The following is a 20,021-nucleotide window of genomic DNA, read 5'->3' on the forward strand; positions in this document are numbered from 1 at the left end:
ACGCCTGCTGGAAGTCGTTTGCGATGATGCGGCGGATCTTCTGCGCCTGCAGGTAGTACGCGTCGTAATAGCCGTGCGACAGCACGTAGGCGCCCACCAGAATGCGGCGCTTCACTTCCGGGCCGAAGCCTTCGGCGCGCGACTTCTTGTACATGTCGAGCAGATCGCGGTACTCCGCGGCGCGGTGGCCATAGCGCACGCCGTCGAAACGCGACAGGTTCGACGAGGCTTCCGCCGGCGCGATCACGTAATACACGGGGATCGACAGCTCGGTCTTCGGCAGCGTTACCTCGACTAGCGTGGCGCCGAGCGCTTCATATTGCTTCAACGCGGCATCGATCGAGGCGCGCACGTCGTCGGCGAGGCCGGCGCCGAAGTATTCCTTCGGCAGGCCGATGCGCAGGCCCGCGAGCGGCTTGCCCGCGGCACCAGCACCAGCGGCCGCGTCAGGCGACCAGCTCTGGCCGAGATAGCGCGTGTAGTCTTCGTCGTCGCGCACGAGGCTGGTCGAATCGCGCTCGTCGAAACCGGCCATGGCGTTGAGCAGCAGCGCGCAGTCCGTGGCGCTGCGCGCCATCGGACCACCCTGGTCCAGCGACGACGCGAACGCGATCATGCCGTAGCGCGACACGCGGCCGTAGGTCGGCTTGATGCCGGTGATGCCGGAGAACGACGCGGGCTGGCGGATCGAGCCGCCCGTGTCCGTGCCGGTTGCTGCCGGCGCAAGACGCGCGGCCACGGCAGCCGCCGAGCCACCGGACGAACCGCCGGGCACCGCCCTGGTGTCCCATGGGTTCTGCACCGGGCCGAAGTACGAATTCTCATTGGACGAGCCCATCGCGAACTCATCCATATTGGTCTTGCCGAGGCACACCATGCCGGCGCGCTTCAGACGGTCGACCACGGTCGCGTCGAACGGGCTGGCGTAATTGGCGAGCATCTTCGAGCCGGCGGTTGAGCGCCAGCCGCGCGTCACGAACACGTCCTTGTGGGCGATCGGCAGGCCGACCAGCGGGCCGGCGTGGCCGGTGTGCAGCAGCGCGTCGGCGGCTTTGGCCTGCTCGAGGGTGAGATCGGCGTCGACCTGGACGAAGGCGTTCAGGCTATTGGCTACCTCGATCCGCTTCAGATAGAGCTGCGCCAGTTCGACTGCGGAGCATCCTTTCGCAGCAAGGGCGGCACGCAGTTCGGTCAAGCTTTTTTCATGCATTGCGTTTTTCCTGAAGGGTATGGCAACGCAGCAAACACCGCGCGCCGCACCCGTGTTTTTTATTCAATCACCTTCGGCACCAGGTACAGCCCTTCCTGCACAGCAGGCGCGGGGCGCTGGAATTCGTCGCGCTGGACGATTTCCGTCACAGCGTCTTCGCGCAGACGCAGTGCAACATCTTCGATCTGCTCGATCGGATGGGCGAGCGGTTCGATGCCCTTGGTGTCGACGGCCTGCATCTGCTCGACAAGCCCGAAAAAATCATTCAGCTGGACAAGCGTGTGCTCGGCTTCGGCGTCGGCCAGTTCGAGGCGCGCAAGATGCGCGATACGCTTAACATCGGTCAGGGTCAGAGCCATGCGGTCACCGGAAAATGTAGCGAACTGTCACAGTGCGGAAAAACAAAGCTGTAACAGCGGCTTACGATACTGGAGGAGGCCCTCGAAAAAGGGGCCAGCGGTGGCAAAAAGTGCCAACCGTTTCCTTTAAATCAAGCAAAATTATAAGGTATCATTACGCGTTCGACCCAAACCCGGACCGACTTACCAGGACCTTTCTGGTCATTTCCCACAAAAATGATTCGGAGATAGATGCGGTCTTGTTCGTACCTCCGGTAGATTCCCCCCGCAGCTTCAAGTCTCTGTGGCGCAGTATCCGCCCGGTTGAAGCTGTTATTTTTTCCGCTGCCGCCCTACGCAATGTTGCGAGGCCAGGCTCCAAGCGAGACAGGATTTTGAATGTTCGGTTTTTTGCGCAGCTACTTCTCTAACGATCTGGCGATTGACCTTGGCACTGCCAACACGCTCATCTACATGCGTGGCAAAGGTATCGTTCTTGACGAACCGTCAGTTGTGTCTATCCGCCAGGAAGGCGGTCCCAACGGCAAGAAAACCATTCAGGCGGTCGGCAAGGAAGCCAAGCAGATGCTTGGCAAGGTGCCGGGCAACATCGAGGCGATCCGCCCGATGAAAGACGGCGTGATCGCCGACTTCACCGTCACCGAGCAGATGATCAAGCAGTTCATCAAGACGGCGCACGAATCGCGCATGTTCTCGCCGTCGCCGCGCATCATCATCTGCGTGCCGTGCGGTTCCACCCAGGTGGAACGCCGCGCCATCAAGGAAGCGGCTCACGGTGCAGGCGCCTCGCAGGTTTATCTGATCGAAGAACCGATGGCCGCGGCCATTGGCGCCGGCCTGCCGGTTTCGGAAGCTACTGGCTCGATGGTGGTGGACATCGGCGGCGGCACGACCGAAGTCGGCGTGATCTCGCTCGGCGGCATCGTCTACAAGGGTTCGGTGCGCGTCGGTGGCGACAAGTTCGACGAAGCCATCGTCAACTACATCCGCCGCAACTACGGCATGCTGATCGGCGAACAAACCGCTGAAGCGATCAAGAAGGAAATTGGCTCCGCGTTCCCGGGCTCGGAAGTCAAGGAAATGGAAGTGAAGGGCCGCAACCTGTCGGAAGGTATCCCGCGCAGCTTTACGATCTCCAGCAACGAAATCCTCGAAGCCCTCACCGATCCGCTGAACCAGATCGTGTCGTCGGTAAAGATTGCGCTCGAACAGACGCCGCCGGAACTTGGCGCCGACATCGCCGAGCGCGGCATGATGTTGACGGGTGGCGGCGCACTGCTGCGCGACCTGGATCGTCTGCTGGCGGAAGAAACCGGCCTGCCGGTGCTCGTCGCCGAAGACCCGCTGACTTGCGTCGTGCGTGGCTCGGGCATGGCCCTCGAGCGCATGGACAAGCTCGGCAGCATCTTCTCGTACGAGTAAGCGAGAGCCTGGCTCCATGTCAGCAGCGCGGATCGGACAGCTAGCCTTCTTGGGGTTGGCCTGTCTTGAGCTGGTTCATCCAGCCACCGCGCACTGACGCGCGCTTTCGCGCCGCAGTCATACCCAACCGCTCACGCCCCCGGCGCCGACCATGGAATACAGTCCGCCGCCTCTGTTCAAGCAAGGCCCCTCCGCACTCGCACGACTGATTTTCTTCGTGCTGCTGGCGTTCGTCCTGCTGATCTCGGATGCGCGCTTCAGGACGCTCGAGATCGTCCGCGGCATGTTGGGAGCGGGTCTGTATCCGCTGCAGCGCGCCGCGCTCGTGCCGCGCGACATCTTCATGGGCGCGGCGGATCTGGCGGTGACCAGCGCAACGCTGCGCGGTCAGAACGACGAGCTGCGCAAGAAGAACCTGCAACTCTCGCTGCAGGCCAATACGGCATCCGCATTGTCCGCCGAGAACGAGCATCTGCGCTCGCTGCTGCAACTCTCGCAGCGCATGACCACCCAGTCGATTCCGACCGAAATCCAGTACGACACGCGCGACCCGTTCACGCAGAAGGTCATCATTGGACGGGGCTCGCAGCAAGGCATTCAGAACGGTTCGCCGGTCGTCAATGAAGACGGCGTGATCGGTCAGGTCACGCGCGTGTTTCCGCTGCAGGCGGAGGTCACGCTCCTCACCGACAAGGACCAGGCCGTGCCGGTGCAGGTCGTGCGCACAGGTCTGCGCAGCGTGATTTACGGCACGCCGAAGGGCGATACGCTCGATCTGCGCTTTGTGCCGATCAGCGCGGATCTGCAGACAGGCGACGAACTGGTGACGAGCGGCCTCGACGGCACCTATCCGCCGGGGCTGCCGGTCGCCAAGGTCGTACGGGTCGACAAGCTGGCCGACACCGCCTTTGCCCACGTGGTGTGCCTGCCGGTTGCACCGGTGCGCGGTGCGCGCCAGTTGCTGGTGCTTCACTATGTGAACACGGTGCCGCCGCGTCCGGCTGACGAACCTGATGCGGCCAGCTCGGCGAAAGAAGCGAAGGCGAAGAAGGGCGCGAAACCCGCAGAGAAAGCCCCGGACAAGAACGCTAAAGCTGCCGCGCCGGCCTCCACTGCGGCGGCCGCTGCAAAGCCGGCCTCGGCGGCAAAGCCAGCTTCGGCAGCAAAACCCGCTTTGGCAGAAGCGGAGAAGAAGGGTGTCGACGCGAAACAGGCCAGAGAGAAGAAAGCGGCGGCTGAACGTCTGGCCGCTATCCGGGCCGCCACCGGACGACCGGCCTCGGGATCGGCCGCCGACGGAAAGCCCGCCACGGGCGCCACGAAACAACCGGCCACGGGGGGGATCGACGAGTGAACCGCCCTCAGTACATCCTGCAACCGGTCAATCCGTACTTCATCTCCTTCAGCCTGGCAGCCGCCTTCCTGCTGAACCTGATGCCGTGGGGGCGCCTGATCGGCGTACCTGACTTTGTTGCGCTGGTGCTGCTGTTCTGGAACGTGCACCAACCGCGCAAGGTCGGCATGGGCATCGCCTTCCTGCTCGGCATCCTGATGGACGTCCACAACGCCAGCCTGCTCGGCGAGCATGCGTTGGCGTATACGCTGCTGTCGTACGGCGCCATCACGATCCACCGGCGAGTATTGTGGATGCCAATGGGCGTGCAGACCTTTGCCGTGATGCCATTATTGGTCATCGCGCAACTTGTGCCCTTCGTCATCCGTCTACTGATGGGCGCGGCTTTTCCGGGCTGGGGCTACCTGATCGACGGGTTCGTCGAAGCTGCCCTGTGGCCCGTTGCAAGTGTGCTGCTGCTGATGCCGCAGCGCCGTCCGGCCGATCCGGACGACACCCGTCCCATTTAGCGCAGTGCGCGCATCGAGCCCCTCCTTGAACACGCTAAAGATGTCGAAGACGCCAGGCGATGGTTCGCGGAATTCGCTCGATCCGCACAGCTCTTCCCTCCCGGCCACGAGCGCCGGCTGGACACCTTTACCTGACGGCCGTTTCGCGGCCTTTTGATCAAAAGCATGGCAGCCGAATTCAAGGACACTCAACAACAGCTCTCGAAGTTCCGCCTGCGGGTCGCGGCGGCGGGCCTGTTCGTGTTCGTCTGCTTTGGGCTGATCGTTTTCCGCTTCCTGTTCCTGCAGGTCTGGCACTACAGCAAGTACTCGCTGCAAGCCGATGAGAACCGCATCTCGGTGGCGCCGATCGTTCCCAATCGCGGCATCATCACGGACCGTAACGGTGTCGTGCTGGCGAAGAACTACTCGGCCTACACGCTGGAAATCACGCCTTCGAAGCTGAACGACACGCTCGACAACGTCATCGACAATCTCGCGACCGTCATTACCATCGACGCCCGCGACCGGCGCAACTTCAAGAAGCTGCAGGAAGACTCGAAGAACTTCGAGAGCCTGCCGATCCGCACCCGCCTCACCGACGACGAAGTCGCGCGCTTCACCGCGCAGCGATTCCGCTTTCCTGGCGTCGAAGTGCGCGCGCGTCTGTTCCGTCAGTACCCGCTTGGGGCGACGGCGGCACACGTGATCGGCTATATCGGGCGTATTTCGCAGCGCGATCAGGACCGCATCGACGAAGCCAGCGACGAGAACGACAAGGATCCGGATCACTACGATCCGCGCCTCGACGCGAACAACTACAAGGGCACGGACTACATCGGCAAGATCGGTGTCGAGCAGAGCTACGAGACTGAGCTGCATGGCCAGACCGGCTTCGAAGAAGTGGAAGTGACGGCGGGTGGACGCCCGGTGCGCACCTTATCGCGCACTCAGGCGACGCCGGGCAACAACCTCGTACTGTCGCTCGATATCGGCCTGCAGCAAGTCGCCGAGCAGGCGTTTGCGGGCAAGCGCGGCGCGCTGGTGGCAATCGAACCCGCGACCGGCGACGTGCTCGCCTTCGTCTCGGCGCCGAGCTTCGATCCGAACTCGTTCGTGGACGGCATCGACCAGCAGACCTGGGACGAGCTGAACAACTCTCCCGATCACCCGTTGCTGAACCGGCCGCTGCACGGCACCTACCCGCCGGGTTCGACCTACAAACCGTTCATGGCGCTCGCAGCACTGACGCTACACAAACGCACGCCGAGCTGGGGCTTCCAGGATCCAGGCTCCTACACGTTCGGCGGCCATACGTTCCGCAACGACGTGCGTTCGGGCCAAGGCTGGATCGACCTGAACCGCGCCATCGTCGTGTCGAACGACACGTATTTCTTCATGCTGGCGCACGACCTGGGCGTCAATGCGATCGCCGGCTTCATGAAACCGTGGGGCTTCGGGCAGATCACCGGCATCGACATTGCCGGCGAAGCGAAGGGCATTCTTCCTTCCACCGAATGGAAGCGCAAGGCCTACCGCAAGCCTGAACAACAGCGCTGGTACGAAGGCGAGACGATCAGTCTCGGGATCGGCCAGGGCTACAACTCGTTCACGATCCTGCAGCTCGCCCACGCGGTCGCCACGCTGGCCAACAACGGCGTCGTGTTGAAGCCTCACCTGGTGAAGGAAGTCGAAAATCCGATCACCAAGGACACGCGTCTGACCGTGCCGAAGGACGATGGCCGCATCAACGTGCCACAGGCCGATATTGATATCGTCAAGCGCGCGATGGTCGGCGTTGTGACCAGCGGCACGGCGTCGAAGGTCTTCATCGGCGCGCCGTATCAGGCCGCCGGCAAGACCGGTACGGCCCAGGTGTATTCGCTGCAGGGCGCTAACTACAAGGGCCATGCAATCCCTGAAAATCTGCGTGACCACGCGCTCTTTATCGCATTCGCGCCAGCAGACAATCCGAAGATCGCGCTCGCACTGATCGTGGAAAACGGCGGCTGGGGTGCGGAAGTAGCCGGACCGATCGCGCGCCACGTGCTCGACTATTACCTCATCGACCGGCAGAAGCCAGGGGCCGAAGCGGCGGCTGTCGCTGCGGCGGCTTCGGCAACGGCGGACGCGTCGGCGCCGGTGATCGGTGCAGCGCCGACCTCCGTCGAGATCGTGCAGCCGGCTTCCGTCGCCGCAGGTTTCACGCCGTTACCGATACCTGGCGCTGCGTCGAATGCGGCTGGGGCATCGGCGCCTTCTGCGGCGTCGGCGGCTTCGGACGTTGCGCCTGCAGCGCCGGGCGGCCCTGTCGTCACAACACCTACGGATAAGGAAAGAGCCAAACCGGTCGCCGCAACGGCAGCCGATGCCTCCGCTCCGTTCGTCGCCACAAAGATGCTGGATGACCCCGCCTCGGCGCCCGCGAAAACACCCGTGCCGCGCAAATCCGGCCCGCGCCATCCGCGCCCCGCGAGCGACCCCGCGCCTAGTGCAGCTGCGCCGTCGCGCGACGACAGCATTCAGCCCACGTCACCCCGCCAGCCGGTTTCCGGCGGCATCGACGAGTAAGGAGAAAGGCATGCAATTCGACAAGCGCGCCTGGCTCGATCGCATCAAGAAGATGTTCATCGGCTTCGACCGCCCGCTCGCACTCGCGGTGTTTCTGCTGATGTGCGTCGGCATCGTCACGCTGTACAGCGCCACGCTCGATATGCCCGGCAAGGTCGAAGACCAGTTGCGCAACATCATGCTGACCTTCGTGCTGATGTGGGCGCTCGCCAACGTGCCGCCCACCACGCTGATGCGCTTCGCGGTCCCGCTTTATACCTTCGGCATCGCGTTGCTGGTGGCGGTGGCGCTATTCGGCCTCACGCGTAAGGGAGCCAAACGCTGGATCAACGTCGGCGTGGTGATCCAGCCGTCCGAGATCATGAAGATCGCCACGCCGCTGATGCTCGCGTGGTACTACCAGCGCCGCGAAGGCGTGATGCGCTGGTACGACTTCCTGGTGGGGCTGATCATCCTCGTCGTGCCCGTCGCCCTGATCGCCAAGCAGCCTGACCTCGGGACCGCGGTGCTGGTCTTCGCGGCGGGTCTGTTCGTCATCTATTTCGCGGGTCTGAGTTTCAAGCTGATCGTCCCGGTGCTCGTTGCTGCGGCGATCGCGGTCACTTCGATCGCGGTGTTTCAGGACAAGATCTGCCAGCCCGAGGTGCAGTGGCCGCTGATGCACGATTACCAGAAGCACCGTATCTGCACGCTGCTCGATCCAACTTCCGATCCGCTCGGCAAGGGCTTCCACACCATTCAGGCGGTGATTGCGATCGGCTCTGGCGGCCCGCTCGGCAAGGGATGGTTGAAGGGCACCCAGGCGCACCTGGAATTCATTCCTGAGAAGCACACCGACTTTATTTTTGCGGTGTTCTCCGAGGAATTCGGACTGGCGGGCGGGATCGTGCTGCTGGTGTTGTATATGGCGTTGATCGCGCGCGGCCTGTATATAGCGGCCAACGGCGCCACGCTATTCGGGCGATTGTTGGCCGGCTCGCTTACGATGGCCTTTTTCACCTACGCATTCGTCAACATCGGCATGGTGAGCGGGATCTTGCCGGTAGTCGGCGTGCCGCTACCGTTCATGAGCTACGGGGGCACCGCGTTGATCACGCTCGGGGTTGCGACTGGCCTCATCATGAGCGTCGGGCGACAGAAGCGGTTGATGCAAAGTTAAATGAAGAAGGGGCGCATCTGCGCCCCTTCTTCATTTACGCGTTTAGGAGCCCGGAACCTGTGCGGGCAACCCGTGCTACTGCGGCTTCGCCTCGTGCTCGTCGCGCAATTGCGCGCTGAGTTGCTGATACTTGAGCTTGGCCGCCGGATCACCCTGCGCCGCCGCCGCTGCATAGTAAGCGCGCGCCACGTTCAGGTTCTTGTCCACGCCATCGCCGCCGCGCTCGTAGAACGAGCCGGCGACGTACTGCGCCGTCATGTCGCCGCCTTGCGCGGCCTTCTTGTACCAGATGAACGCCTGGCGATTGTCGCGCGCCGTGCCGCGGCCATCCAGAAACTGGTTCGCCAGCGCCAGCTCAGCCTGCACATGCCCCTGCTGCGCGGCCTTCAGGAACCAGCGATGCGCCTCGGCCGGATCGCGGCCAACGAATTCGCCATCGTCGTACATCTTGCCGTACACGTACTGCGCGTGGGACATGTTTGCATCGGCGGCCTTGCGCAGCCACTTCTTGCCTTCATCGACGTTGACCGCCGTGCCCTCACCGTTGATCAGCATCATCGCGTAGTTGAATTCGGCGAGCCGGCTGCCGTGCTCGGCCGCCTTATGGAATTCGCTGAGCGCCGGACCGAAGTTGCCCGCGTTGTAGTCCGCGACCGCTGTCTGCGTTTCCGGATCCGCCTGAGACGGCTTGTCCTGCGTGTTCAGCGCAGCGGATGCCGCGAACGCAGCACAGGTGGCCACGATGCCCACCGCAGCGCGCACGGCAAACTGCGAAATACCCTTCATGACCGCACCTCCTGCAGCGCTTGACGCGTCGCACGCAGCAGCCAGACGACATCAGCTGCCACCGCGATAAAACGAAAACCAGCCTCGCGATACTGTCGCGCGCCGGCAGAATCCATGGCAAAAATGCCGGTCGCAATCCCGGCCTTGTTGGCCGCCGCCACCACGTGGCTCATAGCAGCCTGCACATCGGGATGCTTCGAGTCGCCCAGATGACCAAGGCTCGCGGCAAGATCGGCAGGTCCGATGAACACGCAATCGACGCCGGGCGTGGCGGCAATCTTCTCCACTTCGTGCACCGCCTTCGCGGATTCGATCTGCACGATCGTGGCGATCTGCGCGTTTGCGTTCTGCACGTAGTCGCGCCGCATGCCGTACGAGCCCGCCCGAACTGCACCTGCAACGCCACGCAGGCCGTCGCGCGCATCGGCGGTCGGATATTGGGTAAGGCGCACGGCATGCGCCGCTTCCTCTGCAGACTCGATGTTCGGGAACATCAACGTCCGGGCGCCCGCGTCGAGCACGCGCTTGACGAGCCATCCTTCGCTTGCCGGCACACGCACGACCGGTTCGCTCGGCAAGTGCGCAGCAGCAATCGCGCGCAACTGGCCGGTGACGTCGCCGCTGTCGTTGGGCGCGTGTTCCATGTCGATCAGCAGCCAATCGTACCCGGCGTGCGCGAGCGCCTCGGCGGCGCTTTCGCTGCCGAGCGAGAGCCATAACCCGAAGAGCGGTTCAGCTTCCGCGAGACGTTGTTTGAGGGGGTTCGTAAGCGTGCTCATGAGCGTACCCCGCCGCGATGCACAAGACCGCGTGACGTACGGCAGAAGAAGCTGGTGCTGCGGGCTGGGTGCCCACTTTGCAGTGCGGTGACCGGCATGTCTCGCTCCAGGTGGTTATCGAAACGATCATACCGTGACAATAACGCGGCCGCTGAGGCGCGGGCCGCTTGCCGCGTGGTTGCTGGGGAATTGCCGTGCGCTTGCGGCGTGATTGCCGGGTAGCTGCCGCGCAATTGCCCGTTTGTTGCTGGCTCGTTGACGCTTGCGTGCGGCTCAGTCGCGGACCACATCGGCCCAGCAATTCGGCGTCTCATAGAGGCGCACCTTGTGCAGACGCAGATTCACGCCGTAGTGCGCGTCGTAGACGTTCGCGAGCAGATCGAACGCGACCGCGGCGAGATTTTCAACGGTGGGGATGCGATCGAGCACGACCGTCTTGTGGCCCGGCATCGAATCCAGAAAACCGCGCACCTGCGTGTCGCCTTCATAGACGAGAAACGCGTGATCCCACTTGTCGACGAGGTGTTCGACGGCGAGCGACTTCACGTCCGCAAAGTCCATCACCATGCCGCGATCGGGGGCGCCTTCCGTTTCGACGAGATCGCCTTGCAGCGTGATTTCGAGCACATAGCGATGCCCGTGCAGATTGCGGCACTGGCTACGGTGATCGGGGATGCGGTGGCCCGCGTCGAATTCGAGTTTTCGGGTAATCGTCAGCACGGCGAATCAGGGAATGTTCAGATACTTGTGGGTCTGCATCGACAGGCGCCATTGCGGATGGCGTTTGCACCAGTCGATCGCGAGTTTCGTGTTGATGTCGCGCGACGGGCCGTCCATAGGCTGGACGAGGAAATATTCGAAGTCGAGCGCTGCGTACTCGGACAGACGCTGGTTGTCCTGCGGAATCACGACTTTCAGTTCGTTGCCTTTGGTGACGACCAGCGGCGCATCGGCCTTCGGGCTCACGCAGATCCAGTCGATCGTCTCGAGCACCGGCAACGAGCCATTAGTCTCGATGGCAATTTCGAAGCCGGCGGCGTGCAGCGCATCGACGAAAGGCGGGTCCATCTGCAGCATCGGTTCGCCGCCGGTACAGACGACAAAACGCTCGCCCTCGCCTTCGGGCCATTGCGAAGCGATCATGGCCACCAGGTCTGCGGCCGTGCGGTACTTGCCGCCGTTCTCGCCGTCTGTGCCAACAAAGTCCGTATCGCAGAAGCGGCACACCGCAGCCGCGCGGTCTTCCTCGCGGCCCGACCACAGATTGCAGCCGGCGAACCGGCAAAACACTGCCGGACGTCCGGCATTCGCGCCCTCGCCCTGCAATGTGTAGAAGATTTCCTTGACCGCGTACGTCATGCTGCTTTCTGCCTGGCGCCGCAGGGACGCCTGATTAAGGTTGCCACCGCCCCATGGATCACCAGGTGGGCGGGCAGATCAAACGGGAGCTTCTGTGACCTTCTCGCCGGCCAGATAGGCCTCGTAGCCGCGCTTGCGCAGACGGCACGCAGGACATTCGCCGCAGCCGAAGCCCCACGCATGCAGCTCAGCCCGTTCGCCGAGGTAGCACGTATGCGTCTCGACGCGGATCAGCTCGACCAGCTCGTCGCCACCCAGTTCATGCGCGAGACGCCACGTATCGGCCTTGTCGAGCCACATCAGCGGCGTTTCCAGCAGGAAGCGCTGATCCATGCCGAGGTTGAGCGCGACCTGCAGCGCTTTCATGGTGTCGTCGCGGCAATCGGGATAGCCCGAAAAGTCCGTCTCGCACATGCCGCCCACCAGCACCTGCAGTCCGCGCCGATAGGCAATCGCCGCAGCGATCGTCATGAACATCAGGTTGCGGCCCGGCACGAAGGTATTCGGCAAACCGTTGGCCGTCGCTTCGATCTGGATCTCGCGGGTCATCGCGGTATCGCTGATCGAACCGAGCACCGACAGGTCGATCATGTGATCGTCGCCGAGGCGATCGGCCCAAGGCGGAACGGCCCGGACGACAGCGTCGCGAAAGCCTTCACGGCACTCCAGTTCGACCCGATGCCGCTGCCCGTAATCGAAGCCGAGTGTCTCGACCGTTTCGTATCGTTCGAGCGCCCAGGCAAGGCACGTGGCCGAGTCCTGACCGCCGGAAAACAGCACCAGAGCGCTACTCTTAGCGTCTTTACGGATCACCGTGAAACTCCGTGAATGATGAGTGCCACGTCGCGCTGCGCGGTGTGCGCCATGCAGCAACACGGCGCGACGCGTGCCGGCGTGACAGCCGGCTCAAGCAGTATAGGCCGCGCCATCCTTGCCCAGAGTCGCTGGCGCTTATACCGCTAATCGTCGGACGCAGGGGTTCGTGCGCGATGCAGCAAGGCCGTTAAGCCGGTGCCAGATGCCACCCCTAAAAACAAAAGGACTTGTCAGATGAACGCGCAAGTCCTTGAACTGGCGCGATTTTATCACGCGCCGCACAATGCCGCCCCGAGCCCGTACCGCGCTTATTGCACCGGCGTAGCGTGGTCGCAAACCGTGCGCCTGGCACCCATCAGAAAAGGAAAAGCCCCAGGAATCTTGCGAGTTCCTGGGGCTGAATCCTGGTGGCCTGGGACGGAATCGAACCATCGACACGCGGATTTTCAATCCGCTGCTCTACCAACTGAGCTACCGGGCCAACGAAGAAGCGAGAGTATATCAAAGGGCCCTCTACCGCTCAAGCCCCCTTCCCAAAATTTTTGCTGCCGCGGCCGCCCTGCTTGCGGGGGCGTCCGCCTTACTCCCCTTTGTTCTTGCCGAGATCGACGCCGAGCTGCTTCAGCTTGCGATACAGGTGCGTGCGTTCGAGCCCCGTCTTTTCGGCCACGCGCGTCATGCTGCCGTTCTCGCGTGCGAGGTGATATTCGAAGTACGCACGTTCGAACGCGTCGCGCGCATCGCGCAACGGAATGTCGAACGAGATCGATGCGGTTTGCGCCGCCAGCGTGCCGCTACCGATGCCGTCGTTCGCGAGCGTCGGCAACGAGGCGGCCGAGGCCACCGCCGACGGACTCACCGGTTGCGCCGGTTTCGCCGCCGCGCCAGGCGCCGCAGGCGCCGGATTGCCGCGCGCGAGGCCCTGTTCGACCGCCTTCAGCAGCTTCTGCAACGCAATCGGCTTCTCGAGAAAATTGAGCGCGCCGATCTTGGTGGCTTCGACTGCCGTGTCGATGGTGGCGTGCCCGGACATCATGATCACCGGCATCGTCAGTTGCCCCTGCGCGGCCCATTCTTTGAGCAGCGTGACGCCATCGGTGTCCGGCATCCAGATGTCGAGCAGCACCAGGTCGGGTGCCTGGCGCAACCGGAACTCACGCGCTTCCTGCGCGTTCTCCGCTGCCTCGACGACGTGCCCTTCGTCGCTCAGGATCTCCGAGAGCAATTCCCGGATGCCCATTTCATCATCTACCACGAGGATGGTTGCCATTTACGCTGCCCTTGTCTGCACTGTTGCTTTTGTCATTCCCTGCGACGCGTTGCCATGCGCCGTTCGCGGCCCCCCTGCCCCAGGTGCCGCAACATCATCGTCTGCCAATTGAAGAAAGAGGATCGAAATCTGCGCGCCCTCGATCACATCGCCTGCTTTCAAACGGTTGCGAATGTCGATACGCGCGCCGTGCTCGTCGACGATCTTTTTGACCATCGCGAGGCCGAGCCCTGTTCCTTTGGCCTTGGTCGTCACGTAAGGTTCGAATGCACGCGTCAGAATGCGTGCGGGGAAGCCCGGTCCGTTGTCCGATACGGTCAGACGCACCGCGACGCGCACTTTGCCTTCCGCGTCGGGATCGCCATATTCTACTGTCCTCGTCTCGAGCAGCACACGTGGATGCTCGATCTCCGACACCGCATCCTGAGCATTCTGCAGCAGGTTGTGGATCACCTGGCGCAATTGCGTCGCATCGCCGCGGATTACCGGCAACGCAGCGAGTTCCACATGAATCGCACTCTTGCCTTCTTCGATGCCGTAAAGCGTGAGCACTTCGCTCGCCAGTTCGTTCAACTGCAGGTTGGCGAGCACCGCCGGCGGCGTGCGCGCGTAGTCGCGGAAGCTGTCCACCATCTGCTTCATCGCCGCCACCTGATTGACGATGGTGGTCGCGCCGCGCTTGAGCACCTCGGCGTCGGACGGCGTGAGCTTGTCCGCCAGCTTCATCTGCAAACGCTCGGCCGACAGCTGGATCGGCGTGAGCGGATTCTTGATTTCATGCGCGAGACGCCGCGCCACTTCGCCCCAGGCGATCGAGCGCTGCGCCGAGATCACGTCGGAGATATCGTCGAACACCACCACGTAGCCGGAGGTCTGCATGTCTTCGGCATCGCGATCGGTGGCCGAAACAAGACGAGCGCCACGCACCAGCAACGTCAGCGGTTCGGTTTCGCCGGGAACCTGCACCGAGAACTGCTGCTGCCAGTGGCCGCGGTCATCGTGACCGTCGCCGCTGGCCGCTTCGCGGTCGGCAAAGGCCTTGCGCACCATCGCTCCAAAATCGCTCAGCACGGTAATGCGGTCGAGCGCGGCACCGAGCGCCGACTGGAACTGTTGACGGAAGATGCGCTCCGCGCCGCGATTCGCGGTGGTCAGCCGGAACTGCCGGTCGAATACGAACACGCCTGCGGTCAGGTTGGCGAGAATACTCTCCAGATACGCCTTCGAATGCTCAAGCGCGATCCGGTTGTTTTCGACCGCCGCGCGCGCCTCGGAAAGCTGCCGCGTCATCGCATTGAACGACTGCGTCAGGAAGCCGAGTTCGTCACGCGACTTGATTTCGCGCTTCGGCGTGTAGTCGCCCTCGGTCACTTCCTTCGTGCCCTGCGCAAGCAGGAACAGCGGCCGCGCAAGCTGATTGCCGAGCGCGAGCGCGAGCATCATGGCGATGAAGGTCGCGAGGAACAGCGCGAGCGTCAGCGTGCCGATGTACATCTTGCGCAGACCCGTGCGGCCCAGCGCCTTTTCCTGGTACTCGCGATACGCGCGCTGCACCGCATCCGCATTGCGGGCCAGCGACGGCGACACCGGCTGCGTCAGTTGCAGGAAGCGCTCAGTGGGCTGCAGCAGCGACGCGTTCGAGTCCGGAATGCGCTGCACGATCCGCAACCGCAACGCACCCTTGCCGCCATTGGCGTTCGGATCGCCGTCCACCTCGCCTTCGATCGCGGCAAAACCGCGACCGCGGGCCTGATCGATCATCATCGGCGTCGGCAAGTCGTTGGGGACGAGCGTCACGGAGTTGCCCGACGCCTCGGCCACCACGTTCATGCCGCTCATGCCGCGCCCCGGTTCCAGGATCATCGCGTCCTGCACGCCGAACTGGTCGCGCAGACGCAGCAGCGTCAGCGTCGTTCCAGCGGCATCGGCGCTGGCAAGCTGTTCCGACATCAAGCGACCCTTGGTCTGCAGATCCGACAGCGACGCGTCGAGCATGCCGCGCCCCAGATTCAGCCCCGAGGTGAGTGCAGTCTCGACGTTCACGTCGAACCACGATTCGATACTGCGCGAGACGAACTGATACGACACAACGTAGATGATGCCGCCCGGCACTACGCCAACCAGCGCCATGAAGAACGCCAGCTTCGCCAATAGCCGCGTACCGAATTTACCCTTGCGCAGTCGGTAGATGATGATCAGGACGAGCGCCGTCACGACCATCAGGAAGATCAGCGCTACTGCAACGTTGGCCGCGTACAGCCATTGATAGTAACGGTCGAAGAACTCGGTATTCGCGCTCGCCGCAGCGAGCAACACCAGCAGCAGGACGGCCGTGACCGCCACCGTCGACACCAGCACGCGCACGACGATGCTGCTGACGCTGGCGGTACCGCGTACTTTATTTAGCACGTTCGGTCACCGTGAAAGTAAAACGCTTCCAGTCAGAAGAGAGATTCCAGTCGCGATTGTTCACAGCGTCGATCTGGAATGGCTTGGGCATCAGTGCGATGTCGAGTTGCATGCGCACGGACGCGGTATAGGTTTCGCCGTTCTGCACCTGATTGCGATCGATCACATGCCAGGAAGTGACATGCTGGATCACCGCCAGCGCGTCTTTCAACGTGCTGAAGCCGAGCTGCAGGCCACCGGTCGACACGCGGTACTCACGCGTGAGCGGCTGAAACGACAGGCGGATGCTCTGCGACACGCTCACCGGTTGCTCGTCGAACCAGTACCAGCGCGGCCGGCTCAGTTCGAAATCGGTCGTGAAGTAGAGCGGGATGCCTTTGTTGACGGCATCTTCGAGGTTGCTGTTGAGTTCGAAGTCAAACCGCGCATCGAGGCTCCAGCCGCTGCCGTCCGACTGCAGCGACGCGCGCTGTACCGCGATCGAATCGGCGTACGCCGCGCCGGGCGCGCTCAGCCAAAAGGCCAGCACCATCCAGAGCACGGCCACGAGCCGAAGCGGAAAAAGGCGTTTGATGGTCACCGTTTCTGAAAGCGCGCGTAGAAAAATCCGTCGTGATCTGGGTTCGAGCCGGTGTCCGGTCCCGCACGGGTACCGTCCGGAGCGCCGGCAGGCGCGCGGGCCGCTGTGGGCAACAGCTGCCCCGGCGCGTCCAATCGTACCGCATCCTGGTACTTGTCTCCAAACCACTGCGCCTGTAATTCACCCTCATCGGGAAAGATCGAGCACGTAACGTAAAGCAACTCGCCGCCGGGCTTCACCAGCGGCCAGAGTGCCGCCAGAATGCGCCGCTGTTCGGCGACGAGCGCTGGGATATCGGAGGCACGGCGCAACCAGCGGATGTCCGGATGGCGCCGGACGATGCCCGAGGCGGAACACGGCACATCGGCCAGAATGCGGTCGAAGGGGCGGTCGAGCGGATCGTGCCACTTCGCGGGGGCGCCGGCATCGCCGATGCGTACTTCAGCGTTCAGCCCGAGCCGCTGCAGGTTTTCGCCGATACGGCGTGCACGGCTCGCGTCGCTTTCAAGCGCAACCAGCTCGAGATTGGCCAGCTCGAGCAGATGACCCGTCTTTCCGCCGGGCGCAGCGCAGGCGTCCAGCACACGCATGCCGTCGCGCGCGCCGAGCCACTCGGCGGCGAGTTGCGCGCCGGCGTCCTGCACCGACACGATGCCGTCGTCAAAGCCGGGGATGCGGTCGACCGGCATCGGCGTGGTCAGGCGCACGGCGTGGTCGCCGGCGCGGGTAGCGTCGATATGGTGGTTCTGCAAGACCTGCAAATAGGCGTCGACCGTAGAGTGGCGCGCGTTGACACGCAGCGTCAGCGGCCCTTGCGTGTTGCCGGTTGCAAGTACGTCCTGCCAGTTGTCGGGCCACGCTTTGCGTACCGCGTCGATCCACCAGGCCGGATAGTTCCAGCGCGCAACTTCGTCGTCCTGGGCTGCGGCGAGGAGCGCGTCCCGCTCGCGCAAGAAGCTGCGCAGCACGGCGTTGACGAGACCCTTTGCAAACGAGAACTCGCGGCGCGCGGCAATCGCGTTGACGGCCTGATCGACGACGGTGAACGGTGAGTAAGCTGCTGTTTCTTCAGCGTCTGCGAGCAAGGCAAGCGCGCAGGCGAGCAGATTGGCGACGTGCGGCGGCGGCGCCTTGCGCACTAGCTTCGCGATCAACCAGTCCGCCGTTGCCAGGCGGCGCATGGTGCGGTACGAGATATCCTGCACCGCGCCGCGTGCGGCGGCGGCGCTGCCTTCGGGGGCCGACACGAAGACCGCCTGCAGCGCGGCGGGAAGCGCCGAGCCGAGTCGCACCGCGCCCACGGCCTGGGCCGCGCAGTCGAGCGCAAAACCCAGCGATTCTGGCGCGAGATGCAGCGCCGACAGGCGTGATTCGCGAGGACGCGACGAGGGCGAAACCGGACGCGTGGAAGGCTTTGAAGTCATGAACCAGGGCAAAGGCGGGCCGCACGGTGCGCGCGGCGCAAACTGCGCACATTGTAGCTTGGCGCGGTCGGCGGCCTGTTTGGGGGCGCGCGGCGGGGGTGCACAGCGGGGGGTGAGCAATGGGACTGACGTAAATGCGCAGCGTCCAGACATGCTAACGAAAAAAGGCGAGCTCATTGGAACTCGCCCTTCCCGGCTTTTGCCTCGCAGACGCCCCGTGTGCAGGCAGGCGCCCGCGCACGCCCTGCGCGATGCGGCTTATTCGAAGCGGCCCGTGCGCGCCATTTCCATCAGCCTTGCGATCCGTTCGTCAGTGGACGGGTGAGTCGAAAACAGGCTGGCCATGCCGCCGCCCGCGAGCGGATTCATGATCATCATCTGCGCGGTCGACGGGTGTGCTTCGGCCGTCGGGAACGGAATGCCGCTCGCGTAGCGATGGATCTTGTCGAGCGCCGATGCCAACGCCTGGGGGTCACCGGAAATCTGCGCGCCGCCACGATCCGCCTCGAATTCGCGAGCACGGGAAATAGCCATCTGGATCAACGCGCCGGCGATCGGCGCCAACAGCGCGACCGCGATGCTTGCGATGGGGTTGGCCCGACGGCCGTTTTCGTCACGGCCACCGAAGAACATCGCGAAATTCGCCAGCGCGGAGATCGCACCCGCCATCGTGGCCGAGACGGTCGAGATCAGGATGTCGCGGTGTTTCACGTGCGCGAGTTCGTGCGCCATGACGCCGCGCATCTCGCGCTCGGACAGCACTCGCAGGATGCCGGTGGTTGCCGCGACCGCCGCATGCTCTGGGTTACGGCCAGTGGCAAATGCATTCGGCGCGTCTTCGCTGATCAGGTAGACGCGCGGCATTGGCAGACTGGCGCGCGTAGCGAGTTCGCGCACCATCCGGTAGAACTGCGGCGCGCTGGTTTCGTCGACTTCCTGCGCGTTGTACATGCGCAGGACCATCTTGTCCGAAAACCAGTACGAGAAGAAGTTCATGCCGAGCGCGATCACGAACGCGATCATCACGCCGCGCGAGCCGCCGATCATTCCGCCGATCACGACAAAGAGGGCCGTGATCGCGGCCATCAACATCGCGGTTTTGACCCAGTTAAACATGTTCACCACTCCTTGCGCCGAATGCGGATTCATATCCAATGCTGCCTGATGGCAGCGATTTCATTGTAAGCTTATTGTTAGATATGGACGGGCAAGGAAAATTCAATCACCGCGATGCCGTGGCGAGCTTGAGCCCTAGTCCAACAAACGCGCTGCCGACACCTCGATCCAGCCACCGTTTCATGGCTGGCTTGCCGGAAAAACGCTGCGTGACGCTGCCCGCAATGTAGGCGACAAAACTGTTCCACACCATGCTCATGAGCACGAACACCGCGCCGAGCGTCAGGAATGCCAAGGCTTTGTGATCGCTGCCCGTAGTCACGAACTGCGGGAAAAACGATACGAAGAACAGCACCACCTTCGGGTTCAGGACGTTGGTCCAGAAGCCCTGCAGAAACAACTGTCGCAGCGACTTGGGCGCGCCGGCTGCACGTGCCGCTCCAGCAGCGCCTGCCTCCTCAGCCGTAGCGGGTTTGGTGAAAATCAGCCGCACGCCGAGATACATCAGGTACAGCGCGCCGACGAACTTGATCACAGTGAACGCGGTTGCCGACGCGGCGAGCAGCGCGGTCAATCCGAACGCGCAGGCAAGCGAGTGCACGCAGCAGCCCGCAGAAATCCCCAGCGCCGACATCAGACCCGCACCACGCCCTTGCGCAACGCTGCGCCCGACGATATACGCCGTATCCGGCCCAGGCGTAACGTTGAGCAGGAAAACAGCAACGACGAAAAATCCAAAATGGCTGATGCCGAACATCGAATCCTCACAGGGAAAATGCGGGTGGCCCGTTGCGTCCTCGCCGCCCGTTGCTCGCCGATGCTCAGCGCACGGAGGCAGGTTGTGGGGAAGCTCGGAACGGGCACCTATCAGGGAAGATTCTAACGCTCCCGGGCGGGCAGCGTGAGTCGGCCAAATGGC

Annotated in this window: 18 protein-coding genes and 1 tRNA gene; 5 read left to right on the top strand and 14 right to left on the bottom strand. The window is 63.3% G+C overall.

Annotated features, from left to right (window positions below; all coding sequences use genetic code 11):
* Positions 1 to 1,210: amidase family protein (locus M0954_RS25790; RefSeq protein WP_297356266.1), on the bottom strand; the 1,210-nt coding region annotated here is incomplete at its 3' end.
* Between the two features lie 59 nt (positions 1,211 to 1,269).
* Positions 1,270 to 1,569, bottom strand: coding sequence for an Asp-tRNA(Asn)/Glu-tRNA(Gln) amidotransferase subunit GatC (gene gatC, locus M0954_RS25795; protein ID WP_122153081.1), 300 nt, complete (start codon positions 1,567 to 1,569; stop codon positions 1,270 to 1,272).
* A 378-nt stretch (positions 1,570 to 1,947) separates the two neighbouring features.
* Between gatC and M0954_RS25800 the strand changes: the two genes are divergently transcribed.
* The 5 genes from M0954_RS25800 to rodA all read left to right on the top strand — a co-directional run bounded on the left by M0954_RS25800 (position 1,948) and on the right by rodA (position 8,563).
* Complete coding sequence (locus M0954_RS25800; protein WP_004189550.1) at positions 1,948 to 2,991, top strand: rod shape-determining protein; 1,044 nt, start codon at positions 1,948 to 1,950, stop codon at positions 2,989 to 2,991.
* Positions 2,992 to 3,142: 151 nt separating this feature from the next.
* Complete coding sequence (gene mreC, locus M0954_RS25805; RefSeq protein WP_297356269.1) at positions 3,143 to 4,345, top strand: rod shape-determining protein MreC; 1,203 nt, start codon at positions 3,143 to 3,145, stop codon at positions 4,343 to 4,345.
* Positions 4,342 to 4,854 carry a rod shape-determining protein MreD gene (gene mreD / locus M0954_RS25810; protein ID WP_074263054.1) on the top strand — a complete coding sequence of 171 codons (513 nt, stop codon included), beginning with the start codon at positions 4,342 to 4,344 and terminating at the stop codon, positions 4,852 to 4,854. Before mreC ends, mreD begins: the two co-directional genes overlap by 4 nt.
* Positions 4,855 to 5,019: 165 nt before the next feature.
* Positions 5,020 to 7,404 (top strand): penicillin-binding protein 2, encoded by a 2,385-nt coding sequence (gene mrdA, locus M0954_RS25815; RefSeq protein ID WP_297356270.1) that lies wholly within the window; start codon positions 5,020 to 5,022, stop codon positions 7,402 to 7,404.
* A 10-nt stretch (positions 7,405 to 7,414) separates the two neighbouring features.
* Positions 7,415 to 8,563 (top strand): rod shape-determining protein RodA, encoded by a 1,149-nt coding sequence (rodA, locus tag M0954_RS25820; protein ID WP_122153078.1) that lies wholly within the window; start codon positions 7,415 to 7,417, stop codon positions 8,561 to 8,563.
* 75 nt (positions 8,564 to 8,638) lie between these two features.
* On the opposite strand, the gene M0954_RS25825 is transcribed toward rodA, so the two are convergent.
* The 12 genes from M0954_RS25825 to M0954_RS25880 form a co-directional block, all read right to left on the bottom strand.
* Entirely contained in the window at positions 8,639 to 9,349 is a 711-nt protein-coding gene (locus M0954_RS25825; protein WP_122153077.1) for a tetratricopeptide repeat protein, read from the bottom strand.
* Positions 9,346 to 10,128, bottom strand: a complete 783-nt coding sequence (locus tag M0954_RS25830) for an aldolase/citrate lyase family protein (protein ID WP_122153076.1) — start codon at positions 10,126 to 10,128, stop codon at positions 9,346 to 9,348. The genes M0954_RS25825 and M0954_RS25830 overlap by 4 nt, the downstream gene beginning before the upstream one ends.
* A 273-nt stretch (positions 10,129 to 10,401) precedes the next feature.
* On the bottom strand, positions 10,402 to 10,845 hold the full coding sequence (gene queD, locus M0954_RS25835; protein WP_122155503.1) for a 6-carboxytetrahydropterin synthase QueD: 444 nt from the start codon (positions 10,843 to 10,845) through the stop codon (positions 10,402 to 10,404).
* A 9-nt stretch (positions 10,846 to 10,854) separates the two neighbouring features.
* Entirely contained in the window at positions 10,855 to 11,487 is a 633-nt protein-coding gene (gene queE / locus M0954_RS25840; protein ID WP_122153075.1) for a 7-carboxy-7-deazaguanine synthase, read from the bottom strand.
* Between the two features lie 78 nt (positions 11,488 to 11,565).
* Entirely contained in the window at positions 11,566 to 12,300 is a 735-nt protein-coding gene (queC, locus tag M0954_RS25845) for a 7-cyano-7-deazaguanine synthase QueC (RefSeq protein WP_297356272.1), read from the bottom strand.
* Positions 12,301 to 12,708: 408 nt separating this feature from the next.
* Positions 12,709 to 12,784 (bottom strand) — tRNA-Phe (locus M0954_RS25850).
* 99 nt (positions 12,785 to 12,883) lie between these two features.
* The gene (gene esaR, locus M0954_RS25855) at positions 12,884 to 13,573 is read right to left on the bottom strand and encodes a response regulator transcription factor EsaR (RefSeq protein WP_122153073.1); all 690 of its coding nucleotides are present in this window, start codon (positions 13,571 to 13,573) and stop codon (positions 12,884 to 12,886) included.
* Entirely contained in the window at positions 13,574 to 15,982 is a 2,409-nt protein-coding gene (locus M0954_RS25860; RefSeq protein ID WP_297356274.1) for a PAS domain-containing sensor histidine kinase, read from the bottom strand.
* On the bottom strand, positions 15,972 to 16,562 hold the full coding sequence (locus M0954_RS25865; protein ID WP_122153071.1) for a DUF4390 domain-containing protein: 591 nt from the start codon (positions 16,560 to 16,562) through the stop codon (positions 15,972 to 15,974). Before M0954_RS25865 ends, M0954_RS25860 begins: the two co-directional genes overlap by 11 nt.
* On the bottom strand, positions 16,559 to 17,986 hold the full coding sequence (gene rsmB / locus M0954_RS25870) for a 16S rRNA (cytosine(967)-C(5))-methyltransferase RsmB (RefSeq protein ID WP_297356276.1): 1,428 nt from the start codon (positions 17,984 to 17,986) through the stop codon (positions 16,559 to 16,561). The genes M0954_RS25865 and rsmB overlap by 4 nt, the downstream gene beginning before the upstream one ends.
* Before the next feature lie 258 nt (positions 17,987 to 18,244).
* Complete coding sequence (gene htpX, locus M0954_RS25875; RefSeq protein ID WP_297356278.1) at positions 18,245 to 19,102, bottom strand: zinc metalloprotease HtpX; 858 nt, start codon at positions 19,100 to 19,102, stop codon at positions 18,245 to 18,247.
* A gap of 106 nt (positions 19,103 to 19,208) precedes the next feature.
* Complete coding sequence (locus M0954_RS25880; protein WP_297356280.1) at positions 19,209 to 19,859, bottom strand: LysE family translocator; 651 nt, start codon at positions 19,857 to 19,859, stop codon at positions 19,209 to 19,211.
* Positions 19,860 to 20,021 lie beyond the last annotated feature (162 nt).

The organism is Paraburkholderia sp. (assembly GCF_026225065.1).
GTDB lineage: Bacteria > Pseudomonadota > Gammaproteobacteria > Burkholderiales > Burkholderiaceae > Paraburkholderia.

Bases quoted from the DNA above. Each gene is read 5' to 3' on its own strand.
- gatC (WP_122153081.1), bottom strand. From the start codon at position 1,569: ATGGCTCTGACCCTGACCGATGTTAAGCGTATCGCGCATCTTGCGCGC.
- M0954_RS25800 (WP_004189550.1), top strand. From the start codon at position 1,948: ATGTTCGGTTTTTTGCGCAGCTACTTCTCTAACGATCTGGCGATTGAC.
- mreC (WP_297356269.1), top strand. From the start codon at position 3,143: ATGGAATACAGTCCGCCGCCTCTGTTCAAGCAAGGCCCCTCCGCACTC.
- mrdA (WP_297356270.1), top strand. From the start codon at position 5,020: ATGGCAGCCGAATTCAAGGACACTCAACAACAGCTCTCGAAGTTCCGC.
- rodA (WP_122153078.1), top strand. From the start codon at position 7,415: ATGCAATTCGACAAGCGCGCCTGGCTCGATCGCATCAAGAAGATGTTC.
- M0954_RS25825 (WP_122153077.1), bottom strand. From the start codon at position 9,349: ATGAAGGGTATTTCGCAGTTTGCCGTGCGCGCTGCGGTGGGCATCGTG.
- M0954_RS25830 (WP_122153076.1), bottom strand. From the start codon at position 10,128: ATGAGCACGCTTACGAACCCCCTCAAACAACGTCTCGCGGAAGCTGAA.
- queE (WP_122153075.1), bottom strand. From the start codon at position 11,487: ATGACGTACGCGGTCAAGGAAATCTTCTACACATTGCAGGGCGAGGGC.
- esaR (WP_122153073.1), bottom strand. From the start codon at position 13,573: ATGGCAACCATCCTCGTGGTAGATGATGAAATGGGCATCCGGGAATTG.
- rsmB (WP_297356276.1), bottom strand. From the start codon at position 17,986: ATGACTTCAAAGCCTTCCACGCGTCCGGTTTCGCCCTCGTCGCGTCCT.
- htpX (WP_297356278.1), bottom strand. From the start codon at position 19,102: ATGTTTAACTGGGTCAAAACCGCGATGTTGATGGCCGCGATCACGGCC.
- M0954_RS25880 (WP_297356280.1), bottom strand. From the start codon at position 19,859: ATGTTCGGCATCAGCCATTTTGGATTTTTCGTCGTTGCTGTTTTCCTG.